This window comes from Shewanella electrodiphila (assembly GCF_023283985.1).
Taxonomy (GTDB): Bacteria; Pseudomonadota; Gammaproteobacteria; order Enterobacterales; family Shewanellaceae; genus Shewanella; species Shewanella electrodiphila.
In genome coordinates, this window is record NZ_JAKIKU010000003.1 from 162,476 (window position 1) to 179,924 (window position 17,449).

At 40.1% G+C, this 17,449-nt stretch carries 13 protein-coding genes; 7 read left to right on the plus strand and 6 right to left on the minus strand.

From position 1 onward, the window contains the following. Positions 1-122 precede the first annotated feature (122 nt). Entirely contained in the window at positions 123-1,175 is a 1,053-nt protein-coding gene (locus L2737_RS06815; RefSeq protein ID WP_248955238.1) for a glycoside hydrolase family protein, read from the plus strand. A 91-nt stretch (positions 1,176-1,266) separates the two neighbouring features. Here L2737_RS06815 and L2737_RS22315 read toward each other — a convergent pair whose 3' ends face one another. Both L2737_RS22315 and L2737_RS06820 read right to left on the minus strand, forming a co-directional pair. Beyond that, complete coding sequence (locus L2737_RS22315; RefSeq protein ID WP_283108284.1) at positions 1,267-1,398, minus strand: hypothetical protein; 132 nt, start codon at positions 1,396-1,398, stop codon at positions 1,267-1,269. A gap of 234 nt (positions 1,399-1,632) precedes the next feature. Continuing rightward, complete coding sequence (locus tag L2737_RS06820) at positions 1,633-2,364, minus strand: AraC family transcriptional regulator (protein WP_248955239.1); 732 nt, start codon at positions 2,362-2,364, stop codon at positions 1,633-1,635. A 209-nt stretch (positions 2,365-2,573) separates the two neighbouring features. On the opposite strand from L2737_RS06820, the gene L2737_RS06825 reads away from it, so the two are divergent. From L2737_RS06825 to L2737_RS06845, 5 genes are all read left to right on the plus strand, one after another. Continuing rightward, the gene (locus L2737_RS06825) at positions 2,574-3,704 is read left to right on the plus strand and encodes a Gfo/Idh/MocA family protein (protein WP_248955397.1); all 1,131 of its coding nucleotides are present in this window, start codon (positions 2,574-2,576) and stop codon (positions 3,702-3,704) included. A 24-nt stretch (positions 3,705-3,728) separates the two neighbouring features. Continuing rightward, positions 3,729-4,781, plus strand: coding sequence for a sugar phosphate isomerase/epimerase family protein (locus L2737_RS06830; RefSeq protein WP_248955240.1), 1,053 nt, complete (start codon positions 3,729-3,731; stop codon positions 4,779-4,781). Between the two features lie 11 nt (positions 4,782-4,792). Beyond that, positions 4,793-6,040, plus strand: coding sequence for an MFS transporter (locus L2737_RS06835; protein ID WP_248955398.1), 1,248 nt, complete (start codon positions 4,793-4,795; stop codon positions 6,038-6,040). Between the two features lie 274 nt (positions 6,041-6,314). Beyond that, positions 6,315-7,589: a c-type cytochrome gene (locus tag L2737_RS06840; RefSeq protein WP_248955241.1), complete on the plus strand. Its 1,275-nt coding sequence runs from the start codon at positions 6,315-6,317 to the stop codon at positions 7,587-7,589. Then, positions 7,589-9,037 carry a DUF7133 domain-containing protein gene (locus L2737_RS06845; RefSeq protein ID WP_248955242.1) on the plus strand — a complete coding sequence of 483 codons (1,449 nt, stop codon included), beginning with the start codon at positions 7,589-7,591 and terminating at the stop codon, positions 9,035-9,037. The genes L2737_RS06840 and L2737_RS06845 overlap by 1 nt, the downstream gene beginning before the upstream one ends. Before the next feature lie 116 nt (positions 9,038-9,153). Here L2737_RS06845 and L2737_RS06850 read toward each other — a convergent pair whose 3' ends face one another. The 4 genes from L2737_RS06850 to L2737_RS06865 form a co-directional block, all read right to left on the minus strand. Next, complete coding sequence (locus tag L2737_RS06850; protein WP_248955243.1) at positions 9,154-11,022, minus strand: TonB-dependent receptor; 1,869 nt, start codon at positions 11,020-11,022, stop codon at positions 9,154-9,156. Positions 11,023-11,178: 156 nt separating this feature from the next. Continuing rightward, positions 11,179-12,174 (minus strand): ThuA domain-containing protein, encoded by a 996-nt coding sequence (locus L2737_RS06855; RefSeq protein ID WP_248955244.1) that lies wholly within the window; start codon positions 12,172-12,174, stop codon positions 11,179-11,181. Between the two features lie 397 nt (positions 12,175-12,571). Beyond that, positions 12,572-15,109, minus strand: a complete 2,538-nt coding sequence (locus tag L2737_RS06860) for a glycoside hydrolase family 2 TIM barrel-domain containing protein (RefSeq protein WP_248955245.1) — start codon at positions 15,107-15,109, stop codon at positions 12,572-12,574. An 83-nt stretch (positions 15,110-15,192) separates the two neighbouring features. Beyond that, the gene (locus L2737_RS06865; RefSeq protein WP_248955246.1) at positions 15,193-15,552 is read right to left on the minus strand and encodes an L-rhamnose mutarotase; all 360 of its coding nucleotides are present in this window, start codon (positions 15,550-15,552) and stop codon (positions 15,193-15,195) included. Between the two features lie 257 nt (positions 15,553-15,809). Between L2737_RS06865 and L2737_RS06870 the strand changes: the two genes are divergently transcribed. Beyond that, positions 15,810-17,366, plus strand: coding sequence for a sulfatase family protein (locus L2737_RS06870; RefSeq protein WP_248955247.1), 1,557 nt, complete (start codon positions 15,810-15,812; stop codon positions 17,364-17,366). The last annotated feature ends 83 nt before the right edge of the window (positions 17,367-17,449 follow it).

Sequence of the window (17,449 nt, forward strand, 5' to 3'; positions counted from 1 at the left end):
TCAATCTAACGTTTTTTCGGAAACCTATTTCCTATGACGGTTGAGCATGACCAACCATTTTTTACATTTATTTTGGTATCAAAATGATTAAATTAATACAGTGCTTTATCAAGTTAATTTGCATGACTATTTTTTTTATAATGCTAGCTGGCTGTCAAACTCAAAAGCCAAAAAAGCTAGATTTTCAAAAACTATTACAACCAGTGCCAGCCACGGCAAAATTTACTGATCCTAATTATTTCATTTGGGGTGGTAGCATGGTTGAAGGTCCTGATGGAAAGTACCATTTATTTTATAGTCGTTGGCCTAAATCTTTCGGACATAATGCTTGGCTAACACATTCTGAAATAGCGCACGCCACTGCAGATAACCCGTTAGGGCCTTATCAACATGTAGACGTCGCTCTCCCCGCTCGAGGTCATCAGTACTGGGATGGTTTAGATACTCACAATCCCACCGTTCATAAATTTAATGGTAAATATTATCTTTATTACATGGGTAATACCGGCGACGGAAAAATCACCAAAAAATTTAACTTCTCGCACCGAAATAATCAAAGGATAGGTGTTGCTGTGGCAGATTCCCCAAATGGACCATGGAATCGATTTGATACACCGTTAATTGATGTTAGTCAAAATGCTGATGCCTGGGATGCGCTTATGGTTAGTAACCCATCTATTTTACAAAAAAAAGACGGGTCATTTCTAATGGTCTACAAAGCTGTTGCGAAGAAAAAGCCTTTGCCAAAAGGTGGCCCAGTGGTTCATTTAGTTGCAACGTCAGACTCTCCCACTGGCCCGTTTATTAAGCATCCTGACCCCGTATTCACAGCGCCAGGTGAACGATTCCCAGCTGAAGATCCGTTTATTTGGAGACAAGATGATCAATATTGGGCTATCGTCAAAGATATGAATGGCTTTTTTACTCAAAGCGGCAAGTCTTTGGCACTATTTCGCTCAGAAGATGGCTTTGATTGGCAACAAGCTGAACATCCATTGGTATCTCCATTAGTCATTAATTGGCAATCTGGTCGCCAAAAAGTTAACCATTTAGAACGTCCTCAAGTGTGGTTAAAAGACGGTAAGCCGGCTATATTATTTTGCGCTGCAGATGTCGACAGAGAGCATTCTTTTAATGTCCATATTCCGTTGAACTATGAATATTCAGGTAATTAATAGTACAGGTATATTCTGCACCTTAAGGTATCCAACGAGGTAACTGATATCGTGTAGATTTGGCAGCCTTGGTGCTTTTAAGTTTTCAATATCATTTTGAATAGTCGTAGGCATCAATGATGGCTACGCTGTTATTACGCAGAAGGGTTAAGAACAAGTTCAAGGTTAACACCATTTGCCAGCTAAGGTTTATTTCTAATGCCATTGTTTGAGAGGTGTTCATCTTAATAAGAGATTTCTTATCTGTTCAAATACGCTAAACAAACGTATTAAGCACCCTAGAAAACCATGATTAAATCAGCAAAATAAATCATCACGTTATGGTTTAAAGAAAACATACTGCTCTTTGGTAAAGTAACGATTGAGCACGTAAAACGTTATCTTTATGAGTTTTTATAAGTCATCAAAACCTTTGTCGTTATTTTATCAGTGCTCGTTTTATTAATTCTAAACACACTTATAGTTTGGACAGCATCATGGTGCGAGTTGTTGAAGGTAACTCTCCAAATAAAGCCTTAAATTGCTTTGTAAAATAACTCGGTTCAGCGAAGCCACATTCATGTGCAATATCTGCAATAGGCAGGTCTGTTTCAATCAAGTATCGTCTTGCCCTTTCAAGGCGTAACTCATTTAAAAACTGTTTAGGTGTTTTACCTAAGTACTTTTTAAAACGACGTTCCAAAGCACTTACCGAGATATGTGACAGTTCCGCTAATGATTGAATGGATATGGCTGATTTGAAATGCTGTTGCATATATTCCACAGGTACTTTGATGTGCTGCACTTCATAATCTAATTGAGATTGATGAGCTAAATTGCGTGTAAAGCCCATCGACCCAATAATCATTTTATTTTCATCAAACAAGGGCCGTTTAGTGGTGGAAAACCAGGCTAAATCACCATTTTTTAATACATTCATTTCCAACCGGTCAATGACCACCTCTCCCTTCATCACTTTCATATCATCAACGATATATTGATTTGCTAAGTAATGAGGAAAAAAATCATAGTCAGTCTTTCCTTGAATCTGCTCTAAGTGAAAAAATGGGGTACTCTCAAGGTAAACCTTATTGGCATAGATAATTTGGCTTTGGGTGTTTTTAATCCAAAAACGAATATCTGGAAGCAATTCAAAAATACTAATAGCTTGCGACACACCAATCGCCTCAAGTAACCCTATCTTACTCATTTAAATCCTCTTTATTATTCATGTCACAATAAAATCAACACGTTTTAAAATATCTAAACGCCGATTATGTTGCATAAGTCACCGATTAAATACTATCGTAAAGTTAAGCCTTAGTGTTAGCTTTTTAGATGTTAATAAATTACTTAACAATGTTAACTCACAGTTAAAAGGCGAATGGCGTGACTCAAGGTAATCATAGAAAAATAAAAATGGGCATGGTGGGCGGTGGTAAAGACGCTTTCATTGGGGCCGTTCATAGAATCGCAGCACAAATTGATGGGCAAATCGAATTAGTGTGTGGGGCATTTAGCTCCAATGTACAGCGCAGCATAGGATCTGGTCACGCACTTTACTTACCGCCAGAGCGTTGTTATGAAGATTATCAACAAATGCTCACTCAAGAAGCGGCACTTCCCGCTTCAGAGCGCATGGACTTTGTTGCTATTGTTACGCCAAATCACATGCATTTTCCTGTGGCGAAAGCCGCCCTTGAACATGGATTTCATGTTCTGTCCGATAAGCCAGCAACACTTAACCTAAATGAAGCGTTAGCACTCAAAGAAATAGTCGAAAAAACAGGTCAGCTATATGGGCTAACTCATACTTATAACGGCTACCCTATGGTCAAACAGGCCAGGGAAATGATCGCTGAAGGCAAGATAGGTAAAGTCGTTAAAGTGGTCGTTGAATACAGCCAAGGCTGGTTAGCTGACAAGAATAGCGAAGCTAGTAAACAAGCAAGCTGGCGACTCGATCCAGCCAAAAGTGGTGTCAGTTGCTGTATGGGTGACATCGGCGTCCATGCTGCCAATCTCGCTGAGTATATAACCGGACAGAAAATTGATTCTATTTGTGCTGAACTCAGTTCTGTGATCGAAGGACGTACTCTCGATGATGATGGCACTGTATTGCTAAAATTTGCTCAAGGCACTCACGGTGTATTGCTGGCAAGCCAAATATCAATTGGTGAAGAAAACAACCTTAATATTCGAATCTATGGTGACAAAGCCAGTGTCTCATGGGTCCAGCAAGAACCGAATAGCTTATGGCTTAAATTTAACGATCAACCTAGCCAACTTATTCGCTCGGGCGTGGGTAACTTTTCCAATACCGTCTCTGCAACCATGCGAACTCCAGCAGGCCACCCTGAAGGTTACCTCGAAGCCTTTGCCAATATTTATCAAGCGTTTGCCTCTCAAATTAGAAATTGTAACTCATCATCTAATGCCCATTTTGATGTTCCCGGTATCGATGAAGCCATTCGCGGAATGGCATTTATTGAAAATGTCGTTCAAGCAAGTCAATCAGACCTAAAATGGCATAAACTTGCTATTAACTAAAAGCAATAATAAGGAATAATCATTGTGAAACAAATACAAGGGCCTGCCATATTTTTGGCTCAGTTTGCTGGGGATGAAGCGCCATTTAATAGCTTTGAAAGCATTTGTGAATGGTCAGCAAAATTGGGCTTCAAAGGTATTCAAATCCCAACATGGGATGGCAGAATTTTTGACTTAGCCAAAGCGGCACAGAGTCAGCAATATTGTGATCAAGTGGCAGCGAAGGCTGCTGAATTTGGCTTAGTCATCACTGAGCTTTCAACCCATTTACAAGGGCAATTAGTGGCAGTTCATCCTGCATACGATGATATGTTTGATGGCTTTGCACCTGAAAACGTCCGCAAAAACCCATCTGCAAGAACCGAATGGGCTGTTGAACAAATGATGTTTGCCGCAGATGCCAGTGCCAAACTTGGGCTAAAAGCTCATGCTAGTTTCTCGGGCGCATTACTTTGGCAAACGGTTTACCCATGGCCCCAACGCCCACAAGGGCTGGTTGAGCAAGGTTTTGAAGAATTAGCCAAACGCTGGTTACCTATTCTAAATAAGTTTGACGAGGTCGGTGTCGATATCTGTTATGAACTTCATCCAGGTGAAGATTTACATGACGGAGCCAGTTTCGATCTATTCCTTGAGGCAACTGACCATCACCCAAGAGCTAACATCCTTTACGACCCAAGCCACTTTGTTTTACAGCAACTGGATTATCTTGCCTTTATCGACATCTACCATGAACGCATCAAAGCCTTTCATGTAAAAGATGCTGAGTTTGTTCCTTCTGGTCGTAGCGGTGTTTATGGCGGTTACCAGGGTTGGATTGACAGACCAGGCCGTTTTAGATCCCTTGGCGATGGTCAAATTGATTTTAAGTCTATCTTCACTAAATTAACCCAGTATGGCTTTGAAGGCTGGGCAGTGATGGAATGGGAATGTTGTATCAAACACCCTGAGGCTGGCGCAGCAGAAGGGGCTAAATTCATCAAGGCGCATTTGATTAGACCGACTGAAAAAGCGTTTGATGATTTTGCTGGCGGCGAGCCTGACGTTGAGCTCAACAAGCAAATTCTTGGGGTTTAGTGAGATCTATGATGAATTCAACTGTCCCCAAGGCCAATCGTCTATTTGTGCTTTGCTGTATTGCATTAACGGTCACCTCAATGACCTTTGCAATTCGCGCCGGCATTTTAGGCCAATTAGGCAGTAGCTATGGCCTGTCTGATGAGCAATTAGGCTGGGTTAACGCCATGGCCTTTCTGGGTTTTCCCATCGCCACTATGATAGGTGGCGTATTGTATAACTCAATGGGCGCTAAAAAGCTGATAGCATTGGCGTTTATTTGCCATTTGCTCGGTTTAATATTGACCATTACCGCTGAAGGTTTTTTAGGATTACTGATATCAACCTTCTTAATTGGCTTTGCTAATGGTTCCGTTGAAGCAGGCTGCAACCCCTTAATCGCCGAAAGCTATCCAGACAATAAAACCACCATGCTTAACCGTTTTCATGTGTGGTTCCCGGGCGGTATTTTCATTGGTGCACTCATTTCAAGTGCAATGACTCAAGCCGACATGGGATGGCAACTGCAAGTAGGCGCCATTTTAGTGCCAACCGTTATTTATGGTTTCATGATTTTAAAAAGTCAGTTCCCACAATTCGATCGCAGTTCACACTCCACCCTAGATAACTTAAAAAGTTTACTGTCACCTCTGTATCTCTTTTTAGTGTTATGTATGACGTTAACCGCAACAGTTGAGCTTGGTACTCAACAGTGGATAGAACGTATTTTAGGAGCAAGCGGCGCATCACCAATGCTGATATTAGCAATGATGACCGGTATTATGGCAGTAGGTCGATTTTTTGCTGGCGCGTTAGTTCACCGAATAAATCCAACAGGTATTTTGTTGGCTTCAGCGGTTTGTTCATTCGTTGGTATTTATTTAATGAGTCAAGCTGAAGGTTCTATGGTTTACGTTTCGGCTATTTTGTTTGCCTTAGGTGTAATGTACTTTTGGCCAACCATGCTCGGTTGTGTCGCTGAGTATCAGCCAAAAACTGGCGCGCTAGGGTTATCTATGATCGGCGGTATCGGTATGTTTGCCGTAAGTATGTGGAACCCAGTAATTGGTCGCTGGATTGATAATGCCCGCCAAGATGCACAAGCTCAAAACCTGGGGGCTGACATGACTGAACTAGTTGCAGGGCAAACCGTGCTGAGTAACTTATCTATCTTCCCCATCATGTTAATCGTTGCGTTTACCTGCTTATTTTTTTACATAAGGCGCAGTAAGCTTGCCACTTCATTAACACCGATTGAAGACAAGATAAACCAGAAATAACATTTCTTAGACATGATTCCTAGCGCAACCAGAAACATCACTTTAGTTTCTGGTTGATGCAAACTTTTGATACACACTAGAGAAGTCATTTTAAAGAACTAGCATAATTTTACTAAAATGCGTTCTTTAGATATGTTTTATTGATATTCAGTAATATGTTCATAATATTAATAAAAAATAAGAATATTCATCCTATAGATGACTAATGGAGTTAGCATTGACACTTTTAAGGTTCGAAAAATTTAAAAATATGAGTTTAGCCTTATGCCTGCTCATGACACCGCTTCAGAGCTTCACAGCAGCGGCAAATACACAAGAAGGTAAAACCTTATTTGAAACTACCTGTGCATCATGCCATGGTAAAAAATTAACAGGTGGTGCTGGATTTAACCTCAAAGACGAAATGTGGGTACACGGCAGTAAGCCAGAGCAGATATTAGCTAATATTAAGGCTGGGTTTTCACAAGCAGGCATGCCCGCTTTTGCTGCCATTTATAGTGACCAGCAATTGGCTAGTATTGTTGAATACATCCTTTCCCAGCGAGAGGGTTTAGATAATTTGACCTATAAAACCTACCATATCGACAGTAATGCACCTCAATCGTTTGAGATCATAGATAACTTACCTATTAAAAAATCAGGCAGCTTAGCAACTAACCTAATGGACTTTTCGTTACCTGAAGTTAAAGATTATATTATTGAATTTGAAGCCGATTTGTATGGCCCTAAGGATAAGGCTGGACAAATATTTTCAATGACTCATAAAGAGTTTTTCGAGATTGAAATAGACGGCAAACGCGTAGAACCGTCGATGACAGATTGGCTACGTTGGGCGTGGCCTATAAAACAAGGTAAACAAAAGATAAAGATTAGATACACAACCATTGGCACTAAACAGCGCAGTGATAAACGATTCAAAATGTTTGTTATGAATGGGGAATTAACAGAAAAAATCTTTGGCATCACTGTGTCTGGAAAGCAGTATCTCAATCAAGCAACATTTAACATTACCCCAGACAATAAAGATGAAGTGGTACGTAAAAAAATCGTCAAATTACCCACATCCTCAATAGCTGTAGGCACGCCATTAAACATCAATTACGCTTTTAACCCTAAGACCTGCTCTTTTGTTGGTGTATGGAGTGGCAATTTTTTAAATGTCGGTCCTAATATCGAAGGTAGAGGTCGAGACGGCAGTTTGATTGGTGGGGACTGGTTATTTCATATGCCTGCACAAATAAAACCCCTTGTAACAGATACAACACCCTGTGAGTTTATTCAATATCATCGTTCAGGAAATACCTCCTTTACTTACCGCTTAGGCCATCAGCAATATCGTGTTGAAGCCATTGCTCAAGATCGTTCTTCGCTATTGCTTAATTACACATTGTTATCGGGCCAAAATGGTAATTTACAAATAAGTTTACCCACATCAGACAAATTTAAGATTAGCACTAAGCAAGGTGAAATAACCGACAATCTATTTTCAGTGAATGCAAAAGTAGGACAATCCTATCAAGTGCTTTTATCCGCATCGGAGAACAACTAATGACACATAAAAAATCTATCATCTCCTGCGCACTATTATTGACAAGTTTAGTCAGTGTTACTGCAATGGCTAAAACAACGTATATACCCAAAGGGTATGCGATTGAAACCATTGCCACGCCGGATAACGTTCGATTTCATGCAACGGGATTAGATATTAATGCTAAAGGAGATGTCTTTGTCGCGACACGATTTGGCGATGTTTGGCAATACAGTGGCAATGTTTGGTCAAAATTCGCTGATGGCTTTCATGAACCTACAGGGCTGTTGTGTGATGATGATGGCAGCATTATTGTGGCACATAAGCCTGAATTGACCCGTTTGGTTGATAACGATAATAACGGCGTTGCGGATGAATATATACGTTTAGCTGATGGTTGGGAATTTCATGACAATTACCATGAATTTAACTTTGGTCCAGTCAAAGATGCTAAAGGTAATTATTATGGCACCCTAAACTTAGGCCACGGCGTACCTGATGCGCTCGCCTTAGGAGCCATGGACAGCGGTGGAGGATATCGCGGTTGGGCGTATAAAGTGACCCCTGAAGGCAAATTTATACCCTTCGCTTCTGGTTTACGCTCTCCAGCAGGGATCGGGATTAGTCCGGATGACGAGGTATTTTTTACCGACAACCAAGGCGATTGGGTTGAGACATCAAAATTACACTTACTAGAACAAGATAAATTTTACGGCCACCCCGTTCCACTAAGAGACCACCCTGACTTTGGTTTAGATAAAGTCCGTGATAATCGCAACAATTTCAATATGTTCGATAAACTCAGAGAAAAACCCGTGGTGTGGATCCCCCACAATGAAGTGGCTAATTCTCCCGGCAACCCCGAATGGGATGTCACAAAAGGTAAGTTTGGACCGTTTGAAGACCAAATATTTATTGGCGATCAAACTCAATCTAATATTTTTAGAGTGATGCTTGATAAAGTGAATGGGAAATATCAAGGCGCTGTGATTAACTTTATTGATGGCTTTCAAAGTGGCAATATTCGGCTCAAGTTTGACCCTCTAGGTCAATTATGGGTAGGTCAAACAGCCAGAGGATGGCACTCAAAAGGCGGTAAACCTTTTGGTTTAGAGAAAGTCGTCTGGAACGGTGATATGCCATTTGAATTACTTGATATGAAGTTAACCAATACCGGTTATCGATTAACATTTACCGAACCACTTGATCCGAATACGGTGGTTGCTGAACATTTCAAAGTGCATGAATATAATTATGTATACACCAATAAATACGGTTCAGATAAGCACAACATTCAAACCTTACCAGTAACTAACGTCATACTATCACCAGATAATAAGTCTGTTGATATCAGTTTAGCGTTAACCAAAGGCAAAGTCGTGGTGGTTGAGTTTGATGATTTACTTAATCGTATGAAAGACTCTCCTTCAGTCACTAAGGTATATTACACCTTAAATGAGTTACTCTGATATTTCATTGCCGAGTATGTCATTGAAGTGATTTAGCATTAATAACACTCTGTCACCTCCCCTAGCTGTACTTGCTCAAGAAGCCGTTCAGCTAGGGGATTATATTCATCTTACCATTACCACGCCAGCCAGTTTACCTTAACGCCTAAACCCTGTTCAGGACCTGCAAAACCAATCGCATAATAGTATTTTTTGTCTAAAGCGTTGGTCACGAAAAAATCAATATCAAACCCTTCATTGACTTGCCAGTTAGCACTGAGGTCAACTTTATAATAAGAAGATAATATTGCCGTACTGAAGTCACCGCCATGTAAACTGGTGGCCGATGATTCGCCGATATAGTTGGCTGAAATATAAGCTGAGAAATCATCAGTCCATTGTAAGTGTAAACTAGCGCCGCCCTGCCACTGTGGTCTGCCCGATAATAATTCACCTTCTCCCGCTTGCACATCGGCATAGGTTGCATTCGCACCTAAGGTACTGCTTGACGTTAAATCCGTTGATAAAATCAGCTCCGCACCTTGGGTTTTCACTGAAGCGCGATTGACTAAGGAAAACGTTTCGCTATCAAAATCAATCAGGTTTTTATAGTGGTAATCAAATACTGCTAAGCTAATATCGACTTGCTCACTTGCCCACTCTACACCTAGGTCAACATTGGTGGCCGTTTCAGGTAGCAGTTCAGTATTGCCTATCATGTTATTACCCAGAGCATAAAGGCTAGGCAATTTAAACGACTCACCAGTGTTAGCAAACAACCTAAGGTTGTTAGTCATAGGATAATTAACCCCTAGCTTCCAGGTCGTTTCATTATCGCTGTCTTCAGGTTTATCTAAACGGACACCCAGAAAAAGACTCGCTTCAGCGATATCAACTTTCGCGTCGATAAAGCCGGCTACATTAGTTCTTGATAGTCGATAATTGGTTGGTACTTGTTGCCCAAACATTTCGAGATAACCAGACGTTTCACCGTTTTCATCTTTATAATCCATCCCGACAGTTGCTGACACATTATCAACCGACACCGCATTTAACCAACGGAATTTACTCACCGTATAATCATTTTCAGTAAACGCTGGAGGCGCCATAAAATAGGGGGCAATACCCGGCGACGTCAAACTATCGTCTGTGGCGAGATGTTCTAATTGCAAAGACATTTGATAGTCTTCATTGATGTTAATTTGATGGCGAAGACTCGCACTCAAGGTTTGGCCTTCTTTACGCTCTTTGGTGGTATCTTCTGCAAATTCAGCCCCCCCACTTTGATCTGGAAATGCACTATTTTGATAGTCGGAAAATCGTATGTTGAGCTGGGTAGCACTGCTATCAGTTAATGTTAATTTCCCTTGTAAGGCAGCCTCTGCCAGTCTTTGACTGTCACCCGCGGCTTGCTCATCGGTATCAATACCGTTTAACGCGAGATTCCAGCCGCCAAAACCCGTTTTAAATGTCGCCGATTTTTGCCCATCATTGAGGTAACCAACAGACACCTTGCCACCCTCTTGTTGCTCATCAAAAGTAATAAAATTGATGACACCAGCAAGGGCATCAGAACCATAAATCGATGACTGCGCACCTTTGATCACTTCTACACGTGCAATTGTGTCTTTACCTAGGGTTGATAAATCAAAGCTACCACCACGGGAATCTAAAGGATTGTTCACTTGAACGCCATCTATCTGAATAATGACAAAGTTTGACTCGGCGCCACGCAAGAATATCTCTTGGATATTACCTGATTTATTAATGGTGATACCTGGAACTTGGGCTAAGACATCTAACGCAGTGTTACCCACAACAGAAGCAATATCCGCTTTATTCATAAGAGACACTGAACTAGGCATACTGTTTTTGTCGATGGGATTAAATTGTCCATAAACACTGATGGTTTCAATCTTTGAGCTTACGTTACTCTCAGCCCATACATAACTTGTAGTCGCAAATCCTATAGCGACGAATAAGGCATTAAACTTCATTTTTTTCATTTATTTACCTATTTTTATACCATACTTTTATTGATTAAATATTTTGATTAGAACCTGTTAGAAGACCACTCATTACATAATAACCAAACACAATGGTGACTCCCCATGCCTAGATAAATTGATTACACTAATGAGGGATGTTTATCATCTTTGAATTCAGTCTTGATTGAGGGTGAATACACGCTTTTGAGATTTGTTTTTCGATGGAAAATCATCGGGGATAGTTTGAGATACTTTACCTGTAGCTGACCACTCTACACCACGCAAGAAAGTGGTTATAAAACCAACACTTTCAAAGGCGGCACTCCCATGACCCAGTGTGGTGTGGAAAATACGCCCTTGCCCATAATGAACCGTCATTAGCATAGGTTCATGCTTTCCTGTGCCTTTTTGGTCTTTAGTGCAGTGAGCGGTTGCTAATATGGTTATGTTTTCTGCAGGCCCTCGCAATCGTCCATAACACTCGTCTTTGGTGTGCATCCATATAGCGGGTAACCCCTCCACAATGGGGTGCTCTGCTCGGGTGGTAATCTGTAATTCATGTTGTTTACCATGGGTGCCACCACTGCCTTTTTGAGTTTCACGGATTAATTTCCCCTTTTCATCATAATAAAGATAAGGCCCATTTGATTCATCTCGTCCGCCCCAGCCCCCTAGACCAATCATTTTATTAAAGGCTAACCACTGCGGAAAGGTGTTATCGGCCGCATGAACCGAGACAAATCCTCCCCCGTTTTCCATATACGTTTCAAATGCATCTTGGGTACCTTTGCTCCAGGAAGCGGCTTTGAAGCCTAAATTTGAAATAACGACATCGTAATCACTAAAATTAGGATTAAAACTCAAATCTTTTTCGGGGGTGCTGACATGAAATTGACTATTATCACTATGAAGGTCGTAGTATTGCGACTCTGATTCTCCTTTCCATGTCGGTTTAGTTCGATAAACATCCACAGTAAACAGGTCACTATCTTCTAAATACTGTTTCATCATGACAGTAGATTTCGGCCAAACAGTATGATTATTTTGGCCATCAAGAATGAGCGCGTTAAGTTTACTTATATTTGTATCAGTAATAACACTTGCTGTCGCATTTGAACTAGCACAAGACACGCACATCATTAGCGTAACAATTGAGATGGTTTTATTCATGATATTTCCATTGATAAAAAACTGATATAAAAGATACTTTATGTATTAGATAAATATGTACCACACCAACTCCCCCCTTCTTAAACAGGCATAAAAGAGGAAGCTAAATAACACTTAATAACGCTTAATAAAATTGAATTAATATCAATTTTTTTGTATTTAATAATCTAAATTTATTCACTCACTCATCAATACATAATGCTGCAGTTTTTAAATCTCACTCATATTATTAACAAATATACTGATGTCATTAATAACTGCTTTTGTATTGATTTTAAATAAGCCGCATTACAATATATCGTTAATATAAGGGGCTATAAGTCATTGAACTTATAACCCCGAGTCAATATTCGTTAAACAAAATATTAAGAAAACCTTTAAGGCAGAACCGCAACGATTAATCAGTAGTGTTAATCATCACTGATTGATCTTTTAGCCCTTTTATACGAGCAGTAACCATGACCTGACTAGCCTTCATATTAGCTTGAACCATCGCTATAGTACGTCCTTTCGCGGTTACAATCGATTGGCTTTGAAAATCTTGAACATTATCAGGTGCACCATTATCAACACCTAACCATCTAGCATCACCTTGCAACTCAAAGGTTACTTGAGCATTTTCGGTTAAAACAGCTCTACCTTGTTTATCATGTAATTGCACTACAAGATGACTAACATCGTAACCGTTAGCAGTTAATTCAACGCGATCTGGTGTTAAGCTGAAACCTACAACTTCACCAGTCGTTTCCATTGTGGCTTCAATTTCTTGACCTTCAAATCCGGTTTTAGCCGTTAAGGTACCTGACTGATATGGCACAACCCAACGGAAAATCCTATCAGGTGCTTCAGACATACTGCGAGAACCCAATGATTCGCCATTTAAAAATAACTCAACAATCGAATGATTAGAGGCGACTTCGACTAAAATAGGTGCGTCTATTTGATAATTCCAATGCATATTAGAATCGCGCCAGCGATAGCTTCGGTTACCACTTGGCGTCGCCAAACCTGATAGTTTATCAACATCAAAACCAGAATCTTTCAGCGGCAGTGTACCTAAAGAGATAAATGGCTCATTTACCCAGATGCTTTTGAAATAATTCCAGCCTTGTAACTTAAAACCAGCTAAGTCTAAAATGTCACCCCAACCGCTTTTATGTGGCCACTTTTGGTGGCGTTCACCCATGTAATCGATGCCGGTCCACATAAATTGACTAAATACACCAGGTTGTTCTAGTACATTTTTCCAGTCATCCCATGTACCAGGGTTTTCATTGATAGTAATTAGCTTGTCTGGGAAATGGGTTTGTCCCCAAGGAATGATGTTATTTCGGTAGCTGTAGCCGACAATATCAACTGCATCAGCATAACCACTAATATGGCTAATTTGTGGCATGATAAAGTTTGCTGTCGTCGGACGTGTAGTGTCTAACTCTTTAACCCATGTATTCAATTTTTTCGCTGTTTCAGCTAATCGATATTGTCCTTCATCAGAATCTTCATAACGTTGTTTCAACTCCTCTGGAGTATATTTCGGTGTCCCTTTCCAAAATCGAGGTTCGATTTTAGTTGGATCTTCTGTGCCTTTCCAAAAGCCGGTTACGTGACGATAATTGACATAGGCCCATTCAATTTCATTTCCTATACTCCATTGAAAAACACTTGGATGATTTCTATCTCGCAACATGGTGCGTGTTAAATCACTTTTTGCCGAATCTTGAAAATGCTCAACGTAGCCACGAGTGATGTAATCATCATGACGTTCGTTCATGTTTAAACGTTTGTCTTTAGCATAATCAAACTCATCAAAAAACTCATTCTGAACTAACAAGCCCATTTCATCACATAAGTCTAAAAATTCCTGTGAAAATGGATTGTGCGCTGTGCGAACTGCATTTACCCCAGCCTCTTTTAATGCTTGAAAACGTCGTCGCCAAACATCTTTTGGAACGGCGGCTCCCACTAAACCAGCATCATGGTGTATGGACACACCTTTTACCAAGGTCGCTTTTCCGTTTAAATAAAAGCCTTTATTGAGTTCAAATTTCAACTCACGAATACCAAAAGGGGTGGTATAGGTATCAATGACCTTTTCGCCTAGCAAAATGGTAGTAATGGCCTGATACATATTCGGCGTGTCGATATCCCAGAGTTTGGGATTACTCACTGTGAGTTCTTGTTCTATTAACTTGCTTTTATGAGATGAAATACGACTCTTATCAACAGTAGTCGCAACGACATTACCTACATTATCAACAATGTGAGTACGAAGCATAAACGATTTTTTATCTTCGTTATCGTTTTCAACATTCACTTCAATATTAATTGTCGCTTGCTGTGCACTCACCTCGGGGGTGGTGATGAATGTTCCCCAAATGGGAATGTGTAATTTATCAACGGTAATGAGTTTCACATTGCGATAAATACCACTGCCGGTATACCAACGACTGTCACCATAACGCGAATGATCAACATGCACAGTAATGACGTTGTTGCTACCATCTGTTTTCAGATGATCAGTTAAGTTGAAATGAACGGGTGAATACCCATAAGGGTTTTGTCCTAAACGCTGACCATTAAGCCAAAATGTCGCGTTGTTATAAACGCCGTCAAATAAAATATAGCTATTGGAACGCTTTGGATCAGCAGGTGTTTTAAAATGCTTTTGATAAATCCCAACACCACCGGGTAAATAACCTGTAGCCCCCTCTAGAGACTCATCAAACGACGCTTCCACACTCCAATCATGGGGTAGCCTTACATCACGCCAGTCAGTATCTTCCAAAGGTACTGTCTTAGGTAACCCGGTATTTTCAACAAGGGTAAACCTCCAATTAAAGTTAAAATCTACGGATCGGCTATGCTCACTCGCCATGACAATTGTTGTGTTTAACAAGCACAACATAAGCAGCCCCAATTGCTTAACTATATTCAATTTTTTACTCCCTTTTATTAATCCTGTTCGTTATAGCCTTTATAAATTATTCAGTTCGCTCTCAGTGCTTTAACTGGATTTAATCAGATTCGCGCACTTTTTAAATCATAAATTTTATCCATTTTTACCCACTTCTCACCCGGCGCAGCACTCTTCAGTGGTTGTTGGTATTTCCACATCAGCGCTTCCCACTCATCACTTTTCTGTTTACCTAACGCTGTTAACGGTGGTTTATTGGGGTCAAAACCTATTTTAGTTTCCATAATCATGAATAATCGATTATCAACTCGGTAAATTTCCATGTCTAAAATCCCCAGTTCACGCATATTCTGAGTGATTTGCGGCCAAGCATTTTCAGGCTTATGGTGCGCTATATATTGCTCAATTAAATCTTGATCTTGTTTTAAATCTAACGCTAAGCAATAGCGTAAACGGCCATCCATAACAGTTCCCTTAATTAAATAAATACATTGATAAGTAAAAAGCCATAATGTACATATGAAAATACACTTTAATATGTAAAAATACAGCAACTAGATATAAAAATACAGCCAAAGAGAGAGATAATCATAATCAAAGTATTTTTATCCCTAGAACATATCAAGTACAGAGGGAACGAACACGCTATTGAAGAACTGCTGGTTTTGATGCTTGAGGTTCTTTTTAGGTCACGGAAACATTTTGCCAAAGAGAAAATAAAATGAAGACAGATAAGTTTAAAAAGTTGATTCCACTTATTTCTGCCACTACGCTGATATTGACATTCAGTGCATGCACCAATTCAGATAAAGAAATAACGGATAAGCCCCACCCCAACGTAGTCATTTTTTATGTCGATGATTTAGGTTATGGAGACATAGGTGTAAACGGGGCTACGGGAGTCAACACTCCCAATATCGATGCTTTAGCACAAGGCGGAATTAACTTTACCGATGCTCACAGTTCTGCTGCTACATGCACACCCTCTAGGTATTCATTATTAACAGGCGAGCATGCCTTTCGTAAAAAGATTAAAGTGCTGAAAGGCGATGCTGCTTTACTGATTGATCCTGAACAACCGACTTTACCGAAGCTATTTAAACAGTCTGGTTATGAAACGGCAGTAATAGGTAAATGGCACTTAGGCTTAGGTGATGGTAAACAGCCATTAGATTGGAATAAAGCAATCAAACCAGGACCGTTAGAAATTGGTTTTGATTATAGCTATTTATTACCCGCAACAGGCGATCGCGTTCCCGCAGTGTATTTAGAAAATCATCATGTTGTTAATCTCGATAGCGCAGATCCCTTAACTGTCAGTTATAAAGAGAAAATTGGCCAGCGCCCTACCGGTTATGAAAACCCAGATTTACGAAGACAACCAGCAGATAAGCAACATAATGACACCATCATTAATGGCATAAGCCGAATTGGCCACATGGCTGGCGGTAAAAAAGCTGAATGGCGTGATGAAGATTTTTATAAGGTGTTTACCAACAAAGCCAACAACTTTATCGCCACCAATAAAGATAAGCCATTTTTCCTATTTTTCTCTTATCACGATATTCATGTACCACGCTTACCTAACAAAATGTTTAAAGGTAAAAGTACAATGGGTGTGCGAGGTGATGCCATTGTGCAAATGGATTGGATAACGGGACAAGTCGTTAAACAATTAGAAAAATCAGGTGTCATCAATGATACGATTATTATTTTCACCAGCGACAACGGCCCTGTACTCACTGATGGTTACGATGATTTTGCCATTGAAAAATTAGGTAACCATCTGCCCGCAGGCCAATACCGAGGCGGAAAGTACAGCGCATTCGAAGGCGGCACCAGAGTCCCTACCATCCTTCATTACCCCAATAAAGTGAGCACTGGTAGCAGTGACAGTTTAATGAGTCAAATCGATATCTATGCATCACTTGCAGCACTATTAAATACTCCATTAGCAGACAATGAAGCCATAGACAGTGAAAACCATCTAGATGCCTGGTTTAACGCAAATAAGCAAGGCAGAACAGCATTAATAGAAGAGTCTTACTCCTTGTCACTTAGAGACAAGCAATGGAAATATATTAAGCCAAGTAAAAGTGCCCATAGTTGGATTAAAGACAATAAAAATATTGAAGGGGGTTTCACTTCAGAACCTCAGCTTTACTTCTTAAAAGATGATCCACAAGAGAAAAATAATCTTGCTGTCGCTTATCCTAAACTTGTTGAGAAATATCAACATCAACTAGACAAAGCGGTTTCAAAAACGGCAAGAGATTAATCAAATACAAATTCATCCAGTAGAAAAATCAGCCTCTTATTGTTAAATAGGTGGCTGATTTGTTCATTAATAAGTCGTTTTAC

Excerpts from the sequence above, each read along its gene's own strand:
- L2737_RS06870 (WP_248955247.1), top strand. The coding sequence starts at position 15,810 with ATGAAGACAGATAAGTTTAAAAAGTTGATTCCACTTATTTCTGCCACT.
- L2737_RS06850 (WP_248955243.1), bottom strand. The coding sequence starts at position 11,022 with ATGAAAAAAATGAAGTTTAATGCCTTATTCGTCGCTATAGGATTTGCG.
- L2737_RS22315 (WP_283108284.1), bottom strand. The coding sequence starts at position 1,398 with ATGAACACCTCTCAAACAATGGCATTAGAAATAAACCTTAGCTGGCAA.
- L2737_RS06835 (WP_248955398.1), top strand. The coding sequence starts at position 4,793 with ATGAATTCAACTGTCCCCAAGGCCAATCGTCTATTTGTGCTTTGCTGT.
- L2737_RS06840 (WP_248955241.1), top strand. The coding sequence starts at position 6,315 with ATGACACCGCTTCAGAGCTTCACAGCAGCGGCAAATACACAAGAAGGT.
- L2737_RS06865 (WP_248955246.1), bottom strand. The coding sequence starts at position 15,552 with ATGGATGGCCGTTTACGCTATTGCTTAGCGTTAGATTTAAAACAAGAT.
- L2737_RS06815 (WP_248955238.1), top strand. The coding sequence starts at position 123 with ATGACTATTTTTTTTATAATGCTAGCTGGCTGTCAAACTCAAAAGCCA.
- L2737_RS06855 (WP_248955244.1), bottom strand. The coding sequence starts at position 12,174 with ATGAATAAAACCATCTCAATTGTTACGCTAATGATGTGCGTGTCTTGT.
- L2737_RS06825 (WP_248955397.1), top strand. The coding sequence starts at position 2,574 with ATGGGCATGGTGGGCGGTGGTAAAGACGCTTTCATTGGGGCCGTTCAT.
- L2737_RS06845 (WP_248955242.1), top strand. The coding sequence starts at position 7,589 with ATGACACATAAAAAATCTATCATCTCCTGCGCACTATTATTGACAAGT.
- L2737_RS06820 (WP_248955239.1), bottom strand. The coding sequence starts at position 2,364 with ATGAGTAAGATAGGGTTACTTGAGGCGATTGGTGTGTCGCAAGCTATT.